16 protein-coding genes and 1 tRNA gene are annotated in these 15,587 nt (G+C 73.2%); 9 read left to right on the plus strand and 8 right to left on the minus strand.

Annotation, left to right across the window (positions count from 1 at the left end):
- Window positions 1-145 precede the first annotated feature (145 nt).
- Together ACZ3HQ_RS26400 and ACZ3HQ_RS26405 are read left to right on the plus strand one after the other, a co-directional pair.
- Window positions 146-1,129, plus strand: a complete 984-nt coding sequence (locus tag ACZ3HQ_RS26400) for an aldo/keto reductase (protein WP_467514595.1) — start codon at window positions 146-148, stop codon at window positions 1,127-1,129.
- A complete protein-coding gene (locus tag ACZ3HQ_RS26405; RefSeq protein WP_467514597.1) occupies window positions 1,126-3,804 on the plus strand; it encodes a helix-hairpin-helix domain-containing protein in 2,679 nt (892 codons plus the stop codon). The genes ACZ3HQ_RS26400 and ACZ3HQ_RS26405 overlap by 4 nt, the downstream gene beginning before the upstream one ends.
- 61 nt (window positions 3,805-3,865) lie before the next feature.
- Here ACZ3HQ_RS26405 and ACZ3HQ_RS26410 read toward each other — a convergent pair whose 3' ends face one another.
- Complete coding sequence (locus ACZ3HQ_RS26410) at window positions 3,866-4,561, minus strand: hypothetical protein (protein ID WP_467514599.1); 696 nt, start codon at window positions 4,559-4,561, stop codon at window positions 3,866-3,868.
- Between the two features lie 47 nt (window positions 4,562-4,608).
- Between ACZ3HQ_RS26410 and ACZ3HQ_RS26415 the strand changes: the two genes are divergently transcribed.
- A complete protein-coding gene (locus ACZ3HQ_RS26415) occupies window positions 4,609-4,797 on the plus strand; it encodes a DUF5703 family protein (protein WP_046732800.1) in 189 nt (62 codons plus the stop codon).
- Between the two features lie 76 nt (window positions 4,798-4,873).
- Here ACZ3HQ_RS26415 and ACZ3HQ_RS26420 read toward each other — a convergent pair whose 3' ends face one another.
- The 3 genes from ACZ3HQ_RS26420 to ACZ3HQ_RS26430 form a co-directional block, all read right to left on the minus strand.
- On the minus strand, window positions 4,874-5,680 hold the full coding sequence (locus tag ACZ3HQ_RS26420) for a chaplin (RefSeq protein ID WP_467514601.1): 807 nt from the start codon (window positions 5,678-5,680) through the stop codon (window positions 4,874-4,876).
- Between the two features lie 121 nt (window positions 5,681-5,801).
- Window positions 5,802-6,035: a chaplin ChpH gene (gene chpH, locus ACZ3HQ_RS26425; RefSeq protein ID WP_361657870.1), complete on the minus strand. Its 234-nt coding sequence runs from the start codon at window positions 6,033-6,035 to the stop codon at window positions 5,802-5,804.
- A gap of 147 nt (window positions 6,036-6,182) precedes the next feature.
- Window positions 6,183-7,508, minus strand: a complete 1,326-nt coding sequence (locus ACZ3HQ_RS26430) for a M20/M25/M40 family metallo-hydrolase (protein WP_467514603.1) — start codon at window positions 7,506-7,508, stop codon at window positions 6,183-6,185.
- A gap of 189 nt (window positions 7,509-7,697) precedes the next feature.
- Here ACZ3HQ_RS26430 and ACZ3HQ_RS26435 point away from each other — a divergent pair.
- A tRNA-Leu gene (locus tag ACZ3HQ_RS26435) sits at window positions 7,698-7,785 on the plus strand.
- A gap of 82 nt (window positions 7,786-7,867) precedes the next feature.
- Window positions 7,868-8,269, plus strand: a complete 402-nt coding sequence (locus ACZ3HQ_RS26440) for a YchJ family protein (protein ID WP_467514605.1) — start codon at window positions 7,868-7,870, stop codon at window positions 8,267-8,269.
- Between the two features lie 36 nt (window positions 8,270-8,305).
- Here the strand turns inward: ACZ3HQ_RS26440 and ACZ3HQ_RS26445 are convergent, their stop codons facing one another.
- Complete coding sequence (locus tag ACZ3HQ_RS26445) at window positions 8,306-9,007, minus strand: FadR/GntR family transcriptional regulator (RefSeq protein WP_467514607.1); 702 nt, start codon at window positions 9,005-9,007, stop codon at window positions 8,306-8,308.
- Window positions 9,008-9,148: 141 nt separating this feature from the next.
- Between ACZ3HQ_RS26445 and ACZ3HQ_RS26450 the strand changes: the two genes are divergently transcribed.
- The 3 genes from ACZ3HQ_RS26450 (at window position 9,149) to ACZ3HQ_RS26460 (ending at window position 11,932) form a co-directional block, all read left to right on the plus strand.
- Entirely contained in the window at window positions 9,149-9,667 is a 519-nt protein-coding gene (locus tag ACZ3HQ_RS26450; RefSeq protein ID WP_467514609.1) for a gluconokinase, read from the plus strand.
- An 89-nt stretch (window positions 9,668-9,756) separates the two neighbouring features.
- On the plus strand, window positions 9,757-11,154 hold the full coding sequence (locus ACZ3HQ_RS26455; RefSeq protein ID WP_467514612.1) for a GntP family permease: 1,398 nt from the start codon (window positions 9,757-9,759) through the stop codon (window positions 11,152-11,154).
- A 13-nt stretch (window positions 11,155-11,167) separates the two neighbouring features.
- Window positions 11,168-11,932, plus strand: a complete 765-nt coding sequence (locus tag ACZ3HQ_RS26460) for an SDR family oxidoreductase (RefSeq protein ID WP_467514614.1) — start codon at window positions 11,168-11,170, stop codon at window positions 11,930-11,932.
- 28 nt (window positions 11,933-11,960) lie between these two features.
- On the opposite strand, the gene ACZ3HQ_RS26465 is transcribed toward ACZ3HQ_RS26460, so the two are convergent.
- Genes ACZ3HQ_RS26465 through ACZ3HQ_RS26475 form a run of 3 tightly spaced genes read right to left on the minus strand, consistent with a single transcriptional unit; the run spans window position 11,961 to window position 14,338 of the window.
- Entirely contained in the window at window positions 11,961-12,587 is a 627-nt protein-coding gene (locus ACZ3HQ_RS26465) for a cytochrome b/b6 domain-containing protein (RefSeq protein WP_467514616.1), read from the minus strand.
- Window positions 12,571-13,314 carry a molybdopterin-dependent oxidoreductase gene (locus ACZ3HQ_RS26470; protein WP_467514618.1) on the minus strand — a complete coding sequence of 248 codons (744 nt, stop codon included), beginning with the start codon at window positions 13,312-13,314 and terminating at the stop codon, window positions 12,571-12,573. The genes ACZ3HQ_RS26465 and ACZ3HQ_RS26470 overlap by 17 nt, the downstream gene beginning before the upstream one ends.
- A 49-nt stretch (window positions 13,315-13,363) precedes the next feature.
- On the minus strand, window positions 13,364-14,338 hold the full coding sequence (locus ACZ3HQ_RS26475) for a hypothetical protein (RefSeq protein WP_467514775.1): 975 nt from the start codon (window positions 14,336-14,338) through the stop codon (window positions 13,364-13,366).
- A gap of 327 nt (window positions 14,339-14,665) precedes the next feature.
- Between ACZ3HQ_RS26475 and ACZ3HQ_RS26480 the strand changes: the two genes are divergently transcribed.
- On the plus strand, window positions 14,666-15,577 hold the full coding sequence (locus tag ACZ3HQ_RS26480; protein ID WP_467514777.1) for a DMT family transporter: 912 nt from the start codon (window positions 14,666-14,668) through the stop codon (window positions 15,575-15,577).
- Window positions 15,578-15,587: the final 10 nt, after the last annotated feature.

Raw genomic sequence — 15,587 nt, forward strand, 5'->3', positions numbered from 1 at the left:
CGCAAGTAGCGTATCCGCGGCCGACCTTAGCGACCCCTTGCCGCGCGGCCCACCCCGCCCAGGGTGTTTTCCGGTGGTGCGGCGGCCGGGTCCCGTTGTCCACAGGCAACCCCCGGCAGCAGCTCTGGCCAGTAATCTCGCGCACATGGAGCAGAGGCATCTCGGCCGTACCGGCCTGCGCGTGTCCCGGATCGGGCTCGGCACCCTCACCTGGGGCCGGGACACCGAGGAGCACGACGCCGCGGACATGCTGAAGGCGTTCTGGGAGGCGGGCGGCACCCTCGTCGACACCGCGGACGTGTACGGCGACGGGGCGGCCGAGTACCTGCTCGGGCGGCTGACGGACTCCCTGGTGCCCCGCGAGGACCTGGTGATCTCCACCAAGGCGGGCAGCGTGCCCGATCCCGAGCGTCTGGCCGACGGCTCCCGCGGGCATCTGCTCGCCGCGCTCGACGCCTCGCTGGAGCGGCTGGGCACCGACCATGTCGACCTGTGGCACATCCACTGCCACGACCCCGACACCCCGCTGGAGGAGACGCTCCAGGCGCTCGACCTCGCGGTGAGCAGCGGGCGCGCGCGGTACGCCGGGGTGTCCAACTTCTGCGGCTGGCAGCTCGCCAAGGCCGCGACCTGGCAGCTCGCCGCGCCGGGCGTCCGTACCCGGCTGGCCGGGACCCAGCTCGAGTACTCCCTGCTCCAGCGGGGTGCCGAGCGCGAGGTGCTGCCCGCGGCGCTGGACCTCGGCGTCGGTCTGCTGCCCTCCTCCCCGCTGGGCCGGGGCGTGCTGACGGGGAAGTACCGGGGCGGGGTGCCGTCCGACTCGCGCGGTGCCTCCGAGCACATGGCGGCCTTCGTCGAGCCGTATCTCGACGACACCGCGAGCCGGATCGTGGACGCGGTCAGCACGGCCGCCGACGGGCTCGCCGTCACCCCGCTCCAGGTGGCCCTCGCCTGGGTCCGGGACAGACCCGGCGTGACCGCCCCGATCGTCGGCGCACGCAACGCACGGCAGCTCGCGGCGGCGTTGTCGGTGGAGACGCTTAGTCTTCCTGACGAGATCTGCCGGGCCCTGGACGACGTGTCGGCCCCGGTGCACCGCTACCCCGATCACGACTGGAGCACCCTGTGACCACGGAGCACACGCCTGCCGGCGACACGGAAGGGGCCCCCTCCCCGGCCGAGGGCGCCTCCGGCGGCGCGACGGAGGCCGGGACGGTGACTGCCGAGGGCGCGGGGCGCGGGGACGGCGGGGCTGAGGTGTCGGCCGACGGCGAGACCAGTGGCCGTACTGCGGCGGCCGAGGTGGCCGGGGATGCCCGGGATGACGCCGGTGCGGCTGGGGACGCCCAGAGTGACGCCGGTGCGTCGGCCGCCGAAGACGCGGACGCGGCGCGCGAGACCCGCGAGACCGGGGACGGCGGAGCGGGATCGGGCGCCGGTGATGCCGAGGGCAGTGGCGGGACGGACGGCGCCGATGCACCGACCCCGACGCCGCCCGCCGGGGCCACCGAAGACGCGGACGCGGCCTCTGAGGCCGGGGGCGGCGAGGCCGGTGCGGATACCGGGGACGTGGAGGCCGATGACCCGGCGGCCGAGGCCGGTGTGCCTGATCGGTCGGCGGCCACCGAAGACGCCGACGCGGCCTCTCAGGCCGGGGGCGGCGAGGCCGGTGCGGATGCTGGGGACGTGGAGGCCGGTTACCGGGTGGCCGAGGCCGGTGTGCCGGATCGGTCGGCGGCCGCCGAGGGTGCGGGAGGTGAGGCCGACGCCGGTGCGTCCGGTCCTGCTGGAGGCGCCCCCGCGCTGTCCGAGGCCGAGGCCGAGTTGGCTGCTCAGCGGGTGGAGCGGGAGCGGATCGCCCGGCGTAGGGCGGAGCGGCAGGGGCCGCTGGAAAGTGGGGGGAAGCTGAGCGGTAGGGCGGCGGATCTGCTGGCCGCCGTGCGGGCCGTGGAGAGCGGGGAGAAACCGGTCTCGCCCGTCTTCACGGAGCCCGCTCCCGCGCCTCGGCGTCCCGCGCCCGCGCCCGAGCCGGTGCGACGGCCGGAGCGCGTGCCGGCGATGGCCGCGCCGGATGCGGAGGCGGTGGGGGCCGTGGGGGCGGTGCTTGCCGAGGGCGGGGCGCCGGAGGCGTTGGCACCTCAGGTGGCGGCCGCGCTCGGGGACGGCGCCGAGGACACCCTGCGCGCGGACCCCTGGCAGTTGCTGCGGGTCGCGGGGGTGCGGCCGGAGCAGGCGGACGGGTTCGCGCGGGCTCTGCTGGGCGCGGAGTGCCGTCCGGACGACGAGCGGCGCGGGCGCGCGCTGACGGTGTGGCTGCTGGAGCAGGCCGCCCTCGCCGGGCACACCGCGCTGGACCTCCCCGCGCTCACCGAGGCCCTCGGCAAGCGGGCCGTACCGGACCCGGCCGAGGCCGTACAGAGCGCGCTCGCGGAGGGCGACGCCCTGGTCTTCCAGGACGCCCTGGAGGAGCCCGGAGCCAAGCCGGCGGCCGGCGAGGACGGTGAGGACGGGGAGGAGGTCCCGGTCCGGGTCCTCGCCGGTCTGGAGCGGTACGCGCTGGCCGAGGAGAGCCTCGCGGACGCGCTGGCCCGGCTGGTCAACGCGGTGCCCAAGGAGACCGAGGCGCCCTGGGAGGCGGCCGTGGCCGCGCTGTCGCGGGGCGCGGCGGACCTCGCCCGCCAGGTCGCCGGGCACGGGCTGGTGCTGCACACCGGCGGCGAGGCGGCCCGCGCCGAACCCGCCGCCCTGCTCGGCGCCGCCCGCGCGGCGGGCCTGCGCGCGTTCGCGGTCTGCCACACCCCCGACGGCGCCCGGCGCTTCGCCGCGCACCTGGGCGAGGAGCCCGGCGGCGCCGTCGGCACGGTCGCGGGCCTGCTGTCCGGCGCGTCGGGCCCCGGCCGGGACGCGGAGGGCGCGCTGGACCTCGACCTGCTGATCGTGCTGGACGCCCCCCAGGTGGACGTGGAGGCCGCCGCCATGCTGGCCGAGTCGCTGCGCGACGGCGCGCGGCTCGTGCTCAGCGGTGACCCGGCGGTGCTGTGGTCGGCCGGTCCGGGCCGGGTCTTCGCGGACCTGCTCGCCGTCCCCGCATGCCCCCAGGTCGCCTCCCGCGTCCCCGACCCCGGCCCGCTCGGCGAGCTGGTCTCGGGGATCGGGGTGGGCGAGCTGATCCAGGTCGAGGCGCCCGGCAAGGAGGTCGTGATCGTCCCGGTACGGGACCCGGGCGAGGCGGTGCACCGCACGGTGCAGTTGGTCGCGGACTCGGTGCCGCGCGCCTTCGGGGTCCCGCCGGAGGAGACGGTGGTGATCACGCCCGGACACGGCGGCGCCGCCGGCACCCGGGCGCTCAACGCGGTCCTGAAGGAGCGGCTGAACCCAGGGCCCGGCCGCTTCGGCGGCTTCGACCCCGGCGACCGGGTCGTGCACTCCCCCGCGCCGGGCCGTGCGATGCCGGGCCGCGTGGTGCGGGCGGACGCCGAGGGGCTGCATCTGGAGTGCGCGGGCGCGCCCGTGGTCGTACCCAGGGAGCTGGTGGAGAGCCGGGTCCGGCACGGCTGGGCGCTCACCGCGCACCAGGCGGTGGGCGGCCGCTGGCCCGCCGCCGTGGTGGTGCTGCCCGGTGACGCGGCGGACGCGCTGACCAGGCCGTGGGTGTACACCGCGTTCGGCCGGGCGGAACGGCACCTGTCCGTCGTCCACGGCGTGGAGCAGGCGCTGCCGAGGGCGGTCGCGGAGAGCGTGGCCAAGCCGCGTACGACCCGGCTGCGGACGTTGCTGCGGGTGCAGCTCCCGCCGGCGGGCTGAGCCGCAGAAACACGGCGGTGCCCGTGCCGGAGTCACTCCGGTACAGGCACCGCCGTTTCGTTCACCGGTCGCGGTCGAGCGGCTCCAGATCGTCGTCGGCCAGCTCGTCCAGGACGGTGCCCGGCTCGTCGGCGTCGTCGTCGCTGTCGTCCCGGTCGAAGACCGCGCTCACGTCGAACCGGCAGATGACGTGCTGCGGGTCGGCCTCCTCGAAGGGGGCCTCCAGCCATTCGCCGGGCTCGGCCGCCTCCTCCGCCGCGGTGACCCAGAGCGTGGAGTCGCCCTCCGCGAGACCGAACTCGCGGTGCCGGGACGCGATCTCGTCCGGCTCGAACTCGCCGAACAGGATGCCCAGCGCGCCGGGCACCGTGTTCGCGGTGTCGTCCTCCGTGAGGGCGTCCTCGAACTCGGCGGCCTCCACCCGCTGGGCCTGGGCCAGCAGCCGCTGGGGCTCGGCCACCGTGTAGTCGCGGCGGATCAGGACGCTGACGGCATGGGGCTCCTCGGGTCCCGTGTACGGCGGCAGCGAGTCGTCGGAACCGGGGATCTCGAAGGGGGTGACCTCGTCGTAGCGGTCGTAGAGCAGCTCGTCGTACACCTCGGCGGCCGCCGCAAGCTGATTGAACGCCTCGTAGACGGCCGGGTCGTCGTCACCCGTCCTGCGTTCGACGGCCGCCAGGTGGCGGTCGAGCGCGGTCTTGACCGCCTCGGCGGCGGCGCGTACCTCGGCAGCGGTGGGCTGCGCAGCATCAGACATAGTGCAGACGCTATCCGTACCGGGCACCAGCCCGCACAATAGATGCGATGCCGGAATACGAATTTGTCGACGTGTACGTCCCCCGCGGGGTGTCCCGCAAGGAGGCGACGCGTCTACTCACGGACCATGCCGAGTACGGACACTGGGAGTTGGACCGACTGAGCCTCATGCGCGACGGCAGCCGCAGGGTGCGGTTGCGCCGGCGGATCATCCGCCAGGTGCGGGCCACGTGGTGAGTGGGAGAACCTGACCGGAGCGGGCCCCGCCGTCCTCGCGGCAGGGCCCGCTCCGTCTTTCGGGGCAACCCCCGGATCAGGCCGCGTTCCGCGCCTTGCGGTACAGGACCGCTCCCGCGAGGACCGCACCCGCCCCGGCCGACAGCGCGAGACCGAGGGGCAGGTCGCCACCGGTGTGCGCGAGCGCGCCGCCTCCGGCGCGGTCCGCCCCGACCTGAGAGGCCCCCTGCGAGGTGTGTCCACCGCCGGTGGAGGGGGTGGCGGGGGTGGCGGGCCCGCTCGGGTTACTGGGCCGGGCCGGAGTACTCGGCGTGCCGGGGTTGCTCGGCTGGCCAGGGTGGCTCGGCCGGCCGGGGTGTTCCGGCGTGCCGGGGTGTCCCGGCTGCGCGGGCGTACCCGGATTCCCAGGATGCCCAGGATGCCCCGGCTGCCCGGGCTGGCCCGGCGTCCCCGGGGGATTGTGCTGGGTGCCGTTTCCGCAGTGGTTGGCCCCCGACGGGTTGCCCACGCCGATCACGTCGACGGTGTTGCCGCACAGGTTGACCGGGATGTCGACCGGTACCTGGACGGTGTTCCCGGAGCCCACCCCCGGTGAGTCGGTGGAGTGACCGCCCGCGTGCGCGCCCCCCGGGGCGCCGTGCGCCCCGTTGCCGCAGGCGTTGCCGGCGGCCGGGTTGAGCAGGCCCACCACGTCGACGGTGTTGCCGCAGGCGTTCACCGGTACGTGCACCGGGACCTGCACGGTGTTGCCGGACAGTACGCCGGGCGAGCGGGCGGCGGAGCCGGCCGCTCCCGCGTCGGCGTGTGCGTGTCCACTGGCCGCCGCGATCACTCCGGTCGCGGCCGCCATCGTCATCAGGCCCTTACGGGTGCCCTGTCGCATGTTCTGATCCCCCCTGGGATGTCCCTGCTCCGACTGGGTGCGGAACCGGTCGGCCCCGGAGCGCTGGAATCGCGCTTCCGGGGCCGACGGTTCGCTGAAGACGCCTTGTGAACGGCTGACGTCAGTCGTTGACGCAGGTGTTGCCGAAGGCGGGGTTCAGGAGCCCGATCACGTTGACCGTGTTGCCGCAGACGTTCACCGGAACGTGCACCGGCACCTGGACGACGTTGCCGGACAGGACGCCCGGCGAACCCACGGCGGCACCGTTGGCACCGGCGTCGGCGGCGGCCATGCCCGCACCCGCGAGAACGAGTCCACCGGTGGCGACCGCAGCAGCGACGACCTTCTTGATCATTATTCCTCCTAGTTGGAAACGCGGCCCCAAGGTGCGGGGTCACACCACGAGTAACGAGGAGGGAGTAATCGGGCTACGAGCTTATCGTCGCATTCACTCTTCTCAGTTGATCTCGTACGCCTGCCTGATTACGCGGGGCCGGAAACGTCAGGAGGCGTCGATGAACCGGTCGAGCACCCGCACGCCGAACTGGAGCCCGTCCACCGGAACCCGCTCGTCCACGCCGTGGAACATCCCGGCGAAGTCCAGCTCCGGCGGCAGCTTGAGCGGCGCGAAGCCGAAGCCGCGGATGCCGAGGTCGTCGAACGACTTGGCGTCCGTACCGCCGGAGAGCATGTACGGCACCGCACGCGCGATCGGGTCCTCGGCCAGCAGTGCGGACTGCATGGCCTCCACGAGGGCACCGTCGAAGCTGGTTTCGACGGCCTTGTCCGCATGGACGTCCGAGCGGCGCACGTGCGGACCCAGCAGCCGGTCGAGGTCGGCGAGGAACTCCTCCTCGTGGCCCGGCAGGAAGCGGCCGTCGATGTGCGCGGTGGCCTCGCCGGGGATGACGTTGACCTTGTAACCGGCGTTCAACTGGGTCGGGTTGGCGGTGTTGCTGAGGGTGGCGCCGATGAGCTTGGCGATGCCGCCGAGCCTGGCGAGGGTCGACTCCATGTCCTCGGGGTCGAGTTCGGTGCCGAGCGCATCGCCGAGTTCGTCCAGGAAGGCGCGGGTGGTCTTGGTGACCCGTACCGGGAACTTGTGGCGTCCGACGCGGGCGACCGCCTCGGACAGCTCGGTGATGGCGTTGTCGCGGTGGATCATCGAGCCGTGCCCGGCGGTGCCGGCCACGGTCAGCTTCATCCAGTGCATGCCCTTCTCGGCCGTCTGGATCAGATAGAGCCGCCGCTGCTCGTTCACCGTGAAGGAGAACCCGCCGACCTCGCTGATCGCCTCGGTGACACCCTCGAACAGCTCGGGGTGGTTGTCGACCAGGTAGCGGGCGCCGTAGGTGCCGCCCGCCTCCTCGTCGGCGAGGAAGGCGACGACGATGTCGCGCGGGGGCTTGCGCCCGCTGCGCAGCCGGTCGCGGACGACCGCGAGGGTCATCGCGTCCATGTCCTTCATGTCGACGGCGCCGCGCCCCCACACGCACCCGTCGGCGACCTCGCCGGAGAAGGGGTCGTGGGTCCAGTCGTCCGCGTTGGCCGGTACGACGTCCAGGTGGCCGTGGATCAGCAGCGCCGGCCGGGACGGGTCCTCGCCCTCGATGCGGGCGACGGTGGACGCACGCCCCGGATGCGACTCGAAGATCTTCGGCTCCAGGCCGACCTCGGCGAGCTTCCCGGCGACGTACTCGGCGGCGGCGCGCTCGCCGGGGCCGGAGTGGTCGCCGTAGTTGCTGGTGTCGAACCGGATCAGCTCGCGGCAGAGGTCCACGACCTCGTCCTCACCGGTGACGCCCTTGGCCGTGTCCGTCTCGCTCACGCTGCTTCCTCCCGCTGTCACTGCTGGTGGGTCGACCCCCATCCTCCCCCCGTCCGGCCCGTTCGCGTCCACCCCGCCACAGGGCGTTCACACAGCGGGGGCCCGGGACAGGGGGTGATCGGACACCCTCGAAAGCCTGGTAATGTTTCCTTCGTCGCCGCGGGGAACACCCCGCACGACAGACACCTTGTCCGGGTGGCGGAATGGCAGACGCGCTAGCTTGAGGTGCTAGTGCCCTTTATCGGGCGTGGGGGTTCAAGTCCCCCCTCGGACACCACTGAAGGACCCCTGTTGATCAGGGGTCCTTCTGCTTTCCCGCTCTTTCCGGGGTCCGGGCGCGGTCCGGCACAATGGCCGTCATGGCCCGACGCACCGCCCGCACAGCTCCGCCCGCCGATTGCCCCTGCGGGCTGCCGAAGACATACGCCGACTGCTGCGGCCGGTTCCACTCGGGGGCCGTTGCCGCGCCGAGCGCCGAGACGTTGATGCGGTCCCGGTACAGCGCGTTCGTGGTGGGCGACGTGGATCATCTGGTGCGGACCTGGCATCCGCGGACGCGGCCCGAGCGGCTCGACCTCGATCCGGGGATGCGGTGGACGGGGCTGGAGATTTTGGAGACCGAGGGCGGGTCTGCCTTCCATTCCACCGGGACCGTGACGTTCCGGGCCTCGTACCGGGGCGGTTCGCTGCACGAGCGGAGCCGGTTCGAGCGGGTGGACGGGGCGTGGGTGTACGTCGACGGGGAGTTCCTCGACGACTGAGACCTACAGAGGAGGAGACCTACGGCGGACCGAGACCTACGGCACCAGGATGTCCAGCTCCTGGAGCGCGCCCACCGTGATCTCCCGCGTCAGTTCCTCCGCGCGGGCGCTGTCGCCGGCGCGGACCGCCTCGGCGACCCGGACGTGCAGGGTGACGGCCGGCGGGTCGGGGTCGGCGAACATCACGTCGTGATGGGTGCGGCCCGCGAGCACCTCGGCGACCACGTCCCCGAGGCGGGCGAACATCTCGTTGCCGGACGCCGTCAGGATGATCCGGTGGAAGGCGATGTCGTGGATCAGGTACTGGTCCAGCTTGTGGCCGCGCGAGTTGGCGACCATCCCGAGGGCGCACTCGGTGAGTTCGGCGCACTGCTCGGCGGTGGCGTTGCGGGCGGTCAGGCCCGCCGCGATGGGCTCGACGGCGGAGCGCAGCACGGTCAGCGAGCGCAGTTGGTGCGGGCGGTCGGCGCCCGCGAGGCGCCAGCGGATGACCTGCGGATCGTAGACGTTCCACTCGTGCTTGGGGCGGACCGTGACGCCGACGCGGCGGCGGGAGGCGACCAGGTGCATCGACTCCAGCACGCGCACCGCCTCGCGCATGACGGAGCGGGAGACGTCGAACCGCTGGGCGAGTTCGTCGGTGCGCAGCACGCTGCCCGGCGGGTACTCCCCCGCCGTGATCGCGGGGCCGAGGGTGTCCAGTACGCGGCCGTGCAGCCCCCGGCCCGGTGTGCTCATGCACTCAGCGTACGGCCTGGATCACAGCCATAAAAAGTCAGACTTATATGTCACACCCACTTGAATTTGTCGTACCTAATGGGTTTCAGTACATCGACGCCGGAGTACGGCGTCGATGTCGAAGAAGACAGCGAGGCAGTCATGCGCACCCCCCAGGTCGTCGTCGTGATGGGCGTCGCCGGGACGGGCAAGACCACGATCGGTCCTTTGCTCGCCGCCCGGCTGGGCGTCCCGTACGCCGAGGGCGACGACTTCCACCCGCAGGCCAACATCGACAAGATGACGGCGGGTACCCCCCTGGAAGACGCCGACCGGTGGCCGTGGCTCGATGCCATCGGGCGCTGGGCGCACGGCCGGGCGGGGCTCGGCGGAGTGGTCAGCAGCTCGGCGCTGAAGCGGTCGTACCGCGACCGGCTGCGGGCCGAGGCCCCCGGTGCGGTGTTCGTGCATCTGACCGGCAGCCGTGAGCTGATCGAGGGCCGGATGTCCCAGCGTCAGGGCCACTTCATGCCGACCGCGCTGCTGGACTCACAGTTCGCCACGCTCCAGCCGCTCCAGGCGGACGAGGCGGGTGTCGCCGTCGACGTCAGCGGGTCCCCCGAGGAGATCACCGAGCGTGCGGTCGAGGCTCTGGCCGCGTTCGCCGCCGCCTCCGCGTAGTACCCCTCGCTGTACCGCAGCACCGCAGTACTTCCCTTTTCTCCACCCCCCTCATGTCCCCCGAATCCCCGTAACCGCAAGGGAAACCCGTGACCAGACTCAGCGTCGAGATGCTGGCAGCGGACACCGTCCAGCCGATCACCTCGGCCGGCCACGCCCAGTTGGGCATAGCCGTCCTGGCGGGCATCGCCGTCATCGTCTTTCTCATCACCAAGTTCAAGCTCCACGCCTTCCTGGCCCTGACCATCGGTTCGCTGGTCCTCGGCGCGGCGGCCGGTGCTCCGCTCGACAAGGCGATCGTGAGCTTCACGACCGGCCTCGGCAACACGGTCGCCGGTGTCGGCGTGCTGATCGCGCTGGGCGCGATCCTCGGCAAGCTGCTCGCCGACTCCGGCGGCGCCGACCAGATCGTCGACACGATCCTCGCCAAGGCGGGCGGCCGTGCGATGCCGTGGGCCATGGTGCTCATCGCGTCCGTGATCGGTCTGCCGCTGTTCTTCGAGGTCGGCATCGTGCTGCTGATCCCGGTCGTCCTGATGGTCGCCCGGCGCGGCAACTACTCCCTGATGCGCATCGGCATCCCGGCCCTGGCCGGTCTGTCCGTGATGCACGGTCTGATCCCGCCGCACCCCGGCCCGCTGGTCGCCATCGACGCGGTCAAGGCCAACCTGGGTGTGACGCTGGCGCTCGGCATCGTGGTCGCCATCCCGACCGTGATCATCGCCGGTCCGCTGTTCTCGAAGGTCGCCGCCCGCTGGGTGGACGTCCCGGCGCCGGAGCGGATGATCCCGGAGCGCGCCTCGGAGAACCTGGAGCGCCGTCCGGGCTTCGGCGCCACGCTGGCCACCGTGCTGCTGCCGGTGGTGCTGATGCTGGCGAAGGCCCTGGTGGACATCGTCATCGACGACCCGGCCAACATGACCCAGCGGGTCTTCGACGTGGTCGGCTCCCCGCTGGTCGCGCTGCTCGCTGCGGTGATCGTCGGCTTCTTCACGCTGGGCCGCCCCGCGGGCTTCACCAAGGGCCGTCTCCAGCAGACCGTCGAGAAGGGCCTGATGCCGATCGCGGGCATCCTGCTGATCGTCGGCGCGGGCGGTGGCTTCAAGCAGACGCTGATCGACTGCGGTGTGGGCCAGATGATCCTGGACATCTCCAAGGACTGGTCGATCCCGGCGCTGCTGCTGGCCTGGCTGATCGCGGTGGCGATCCGGCTCGCGACCGGCTCCGCCACGGTGGCGACGGTCTCGGCGGCCGGTCTGGTCGCGCCGCTCGCGGCCGACATGTCGACCACGCACGCGGCCCTGCTGGTGCTGGCCATCGGCGCCGGTTCGCTCTTCTTCAGCCATGTCAACGACGCCGGCTTCTGGCTGGTGAAGGAGTACTTCGGCCTGAGCGTCGGCCAGACGGTGAAGACCTGGTCGGTGATGGAGACCATCATCTCGGTGGTCGCCGGCGGCCTGGTCCTGCTGCTGTCACTGGTGATCTAGGAGCGGTACGGCGATGACGGCTCACCCTCTCTTCGACATCAGCGGCCGTACGGCCCTGGTCACCGGTTCCAGCCGGGGCATCGGACTCGCCCTGGCCCGTGGTCTCGCCGAGGCGGGCTGCACCGTGGTCCTCAACGGACGTGACGGTGACCGCCTCGCGCGGGCGGCGGCGGAACTGCCGGGCGACCTGGTGCACACGGCGGTGTTCGACGTGACCGACGGCCCCTCGGTGGCCGCCGGGATCGCCGAGGTCGAGGAGCGGGTGGGCCCGCTGGACATCCTGGTCAACAACGCGGGGATGCAACTGCGGGCGCCGCTGCTGGAGTTCACCGACTCCGACTGGCACCGCGTCCTCGACACCAATCTCACCAGCGCGTTCCTCACCGGCCGCGAGGCCGCCCGCCGGATGACCGAGCGGGGCCGGGGCAAGATCGTGAACGTGTGCTCGCTCCAGAGCGAGGTGGTCCGCCCCGGCATCGCCCCGTACGCGGCGGCCAAGGGCGCGCTGAAGATGCTCACCAAGGGCATGTGCGCGGACTGGGGTCCGCGGGGCGTGCAGGTCAACGGGCTGGGGCCCGGTTACATCGAGACCGAGCTGACCCGGCCGCTGGTCGAGGACGCCGAGTTCAGCGCGTGGGTGCGGGGGCGGACCCCGGCCGGGCGCTGGGGGCGTACCGAGGATCTGGTCGGCGGGCTGCTGTTCCTGGTCTCCCCCGCCGCCGACTTCGTCACCGGCCAGGTGCTCTACGTCGACGGCGGCATGACGAGCGTACTCTGAAGACTTCCCGCTCAGGGCCGCCTTCCGCTCAGGGCCGCCAGAGCGGGTGTTCCCGCTCCGCCCACTCCCGGCTCACGGTGCCGGTGCGCAGTCCCCGCCGGGCCTCCGGGTCGCCGAGCGCCTTGCCGATGTGTCCCGCGAGGACCACGCCGACGGTGAGGGCCAGCCAGTCGTGCACGAAGGTGGCCGAGGTGCGCCACAGCAGCGGGGTGAGGTGGGTGAACCACATCATCAGGCCGGTGCCGAGCATCACCAGCACGGCCCCGGCGATCCAGGCCGTATAGACCTTCTGCCCCGCGTTGAACTTGCCCGCGGGGCGTTCCGCGTACCGCCGGTCCCGGCGCAGGGCGGCGCGCAGCCAGCGCCGGTCGTGCGGGCCGAACCGGTTGAGCGCGCCGAGGTCGGCGCGGAACGCCCGCGAGACGAGGCCCAGCAGCACCGGCAACGGCAGCGCGAGCCCGGCCCATTCGTGCACACGTACGACGAGTTCGCGGCGGCCGACCAGGACGGCGAGCTGGGGCACGTAGAGGCAGGCGGCCGTGGCCACGCAGACGGCCATGAGGGCGGCGCTCGTGCGGTGGACCCAGCGTTCGGCGGGGGTGAAGCGGGGGACGCGGGCGCTCGGCGGGGCCGGGGTGTCAGCTCGTAGGGTCATCGGTCCGTCCGTTCGAGCGGCCGACCCAGGCGTCGATGTCGTAGCCGAGTCTCTCCCAGTAGCCGGGCTGGACGTGATCGCTGACGGTGATGCCGGAGAGCCATTTGGCGGACTTGTAGAAGTACATCGGGGCGACGTAGAGGCGGACGGGGCCGCCGTGGTCGTGGCCGATGTCCTTGCCCTGCATGCGCAGCGCGACCAGGACGTCGGGGCGGCGGGCCTGGTCGAGGGTGAGGCTCTCGGTGTAGGTGCCGTCGAAGCAGGTGAAGCGGATGGCCTTCGCGGTGGGGCGGACCCCGGCCGCGTCCAGCAGGGTGCTCAGGCGGACGCCCTCGAAGGGGGTGCCGGGCACGCGCCAGCCGGTGACGCACTGGACGTCCCTGGTCAGCCGGGTGCGGGGCAGGGCGCGCAGGTCGGCGAGGGTGTAGGCGCGGGGGTGGTCGACGAGGCCGTCCACGGTGAGCCGGTAGTCGGCGGGGCCCTTGTGCGGGACGGAGGCGGCGACGGAGTAGTACCGGAAGCCGCCGCCGTTGGGGAGCAGGCCGCTCAGGCCGGTGGGGTCCTGGCCGGAGAGGGTGCCGAGCGCGCTCTCCGCGCCGCGTTGCAGCCAGGGCGCGGCGGCGACGCCGAGCGCGCCGAGGCCGAGGGTGCCGAGGAAGAGGCGGCGGCCGATGGGCTTGCCGTGCGCGTCGGGGTCCTCGGCGGCTTCGGCCGGGTCGGGGGTCACGTCGTCATTCGAGCACGGGTGGGGGCCGTCGGGCCAGTGTCGCCGGGGCTCAGCCGGTGGCGAGGGCATGGGTGCGGGCCTGGTGGAACGCGGCCCAGGGGTCCTGGCCGGTGTAGGACCAGGGGGCGCGGGTGGCGTGCGGGCCGATGCGGTGGAAGAGGGCGGCGGCCTCGGCGGGGCGGCCTGCCGCGGACATGGCGAAGGCCAGGTGGTTGAGGTCCAGGTGGCGTCTGGGGTGTTCGTCGTGCTCCCACTCCAGCCACCAGTCGAACGCGGCGCGCAGCACCCGGCGGGCGCGGGGGCCGCTCCAGTGGGCGCAGGGGGCGGGGCCGGGGACGGCGGGGGCGAGACCGGCGGCGGCGAGGACGCGGTGGCGCTCGGCGTACGCGACGACTGGCAGGACGGCGAGCGGGGAGTCGGCGGGGGCCTCGGCGGCGGCCCGCTCGGCCGTGTCGTACGCCTCGTGGGACTCGGGGCCGCCGGGCGGGCGTTCGGCGAGGCCGGCGATGAGCAGGTGGTGGCCGTGGTGGTGCTCGGGGTGGCGGGCGCGCAGTTCCTTGAAGGCGGCGGTCAGTTCCGCGTCGGGGCCGAGGGTGCGGGCCAGCAGGAGCAGGCCGAGCCAGGGCGTGGGGTCGGCGGGCGCCAGGCCGGCGGCGGTGTGGCAGGAGGCGCGGGCGTGCTCGGGGTCCTCCTCGCCGGCGAGGGCGCGGTGGACGAGGGCCAGGGCGAGCAGGGTGGCCGCGTCGGCGGAGCCGGGCTCGGCGAGCAGCCACTGCCCGGCCCGGCTGTGGGCGCCGGAACCGGCGGCGAGCACGGTGACGCGGTGGCCGCGGCGGTCCCAGTCGTCGCCGGTGTGCAGCAGCAGGGAGCGGGCGGACTGCCAGCGGCCCTGGGACAGGGCGGTGCGCGCGGCGAGGAGTTCGGCGTCGCCGAGGGCGGCGTCGAAGGTGCCGGAGTGCTCGGGGGCGGTGCCGCCGGGCGGGTCCGAGGGGGCCCGGTCTGTGACGGGCGGGGGCGGGGTCAGGGGCACCGCGGGACTTCCTGTTTTTCGGGCTGCCATCGGCCGATCACTCACAGCAAACTCCCCGCCCAGGTTTGCGTCAAGCGGAATCGACGTGTTGCTCCGTCCAACCACCGTGGCAGCAGGGGGACTTGGGGCGCAGGTGCCCTGGTCGGCGCGGGTCGGTCCGGTCCGGTCGCGGTGGGTGTGGCGTACGCCATGGCGCCGGGGGGCCCGGAGACGGAACATGACGGGGCGGTTCGCCCGAAACGTGTCCGGTTCCGGGCACTCTCCACAGTCCCGGCCTTGCGGGACGCTACAGTCGGCCACTACGCAATCGTGGCCCGGCCGATGATCGAGGTACGCAGCGTGTCCGTTCTGGTTCTCCTCCTCGCCGTGAGTGCCGCGGCGTGCCTGGGGTTCGGGTTCGTGCTTCAGCAGAACGTCGCGCGTGAGGCGCCCCCGGGAGACTTCCTGTCCTTCCGGCTGCTACTGGACCTGATGCGGGTGCCGCGCTGGCTGGGCGGTACCGCGTTGATGGTGGCCGGCATGGCGCTGGGCGCGGTGGCGCTCGGCAACGGCGAGATCTCGCTGGTGGAGCCGCTGCTCGCCACCAACCTGCTGTTCGCGCTCGCCCTGTCCCGCCGGCAGACCGGTCAGCCGGTGGGCCGGCAGGGCTGGGCGGGGCTGGTGCTGCTGGCGGGCGGGGTGAGCACGTTCATCCTGGCGGGCCGGCCGCGCGGCGGCACCGCCGTCACCGATCCGGTGCGGCACTGGCTGATCCTCGGCGTGATGGTGGGGGTGGCGCTGGCGCTGGCCGGCTGGGCGAAACGCTCGCGGACCACATGGAGCCCGGTGCTGCTGGCGACGGCCGCCGGGCTTCTCTACGGCGTGCAGGACGCGCTGACCCGGGTGAGCGGCATCCGCTTCCGCGAGGGCGGCTTCACCGAGCTCTTCACCGGCGGGCATCCGTACGCCGTGCTGATGCTCGGGGTGACCGGGCTGCTGCTGGTGCAGAGCGCCTTCGAGGCGGCGCCCCTGCGCATGTCGCTGCCCGCGCTGACCGCGGCCCAGCCGCTCGCGGGCATCCTGTGCGGGGTCGGCTTCCTGGGCGACCGGCTGCACACCGACACCGGTGCGCTGGCCTGGGAGGCGGCCGGGCTCGCGGCGATCGCCGGGGGCATCGTGCTGCTGGGCATGCACCCGGCGATGCCGTGCGGCGCGGCCGAGGAGCGGCCGGTACGGGATCTCCAGCGGAACTGAGCCGTCGGCG

The organism is Streptomyces sp. NPDC018263 (assembly GCF_055562575.1).

Coding starts and splice junctions, on each gene's coding strand:
- ACZ3HQ_RS26400 (WP_467514595.1), top strand. CDS start 146: ATGGAGCAGAGGCATCTCGGCCGTACCGGCCTGCGCGTGTCCCGGATC.
- ACZ3HQ_RS26410 (WP_467514599.1), bottom strand. CDS start 4,561: ATGTCTGATGCTGCGCAGCCCACCGCTGCCGAGGTACGCGCCGCCGCC.
- ACZ3HQ_RS26415 (WP_046732800.1), top strand. CDS start 4,609: ATGCCGGAATACGAATTTGTCGACGTGTACGTCCCCCGCGGGGTGTCC.
- ACZ3HQ_RS26420 (WP_467514601.1), bottom strand. CDS start 5,680: ATGCGACAGGGCACCCGTAAGGGCCTGATGACGATGGCGGCCGCGACC.
- chpH (WP_361657870.1), bottom strand. CDS start 6,035: ATGATCAAGAAGGTCGTCGCTGCTGCGGTCGCCACCGGTGGACTCGTT.
- ACZ3HQ_RS26440 (WP_467514605.1), top strand. CDS start 7,868: ATGGCCCGACGCACCGCCCGCACAGCTCCGCCCGCCGATTGCCCCTGC.
- ACZ3HQ_RS26445 (WP_467514607.1), bottom strand. CDS start 9,007: ATGAGCACACCGGGCCGGGGGCTGCACGGCCGCGTACTGGACACCCTC.
- ACZ3HQ_RS26450 (WP_467514609.1), top strand. CDS start 9,149: ATGCGCACCCCCCAGGTCGTCGTCGTGATGGGCGTCGCCGGGACGGGC.
- ACZ3HQ_RS26460 (WP_467514614.1), top strand. CDS start 11,168: ATGACGGCTCACCCTCTCTTCGACATCAGCGGCCGTACGGCCCTGGTC.
- ACZ3HQ_RS26465 (WP_467514616.1), bottom strand. CDS start 12,587: ATGACCCTACGAGCTGACACCCCGGCCCCGCCGAGCGCCCGCGTCCCC.
- ACZ3HQ_RS26480 (WP_467514777.1), top strand. CDS start 14,666: ATGATCGAGGTACGCAGCGTGTCCGTTCTGGTTCTCCTCCTCGCCGTG.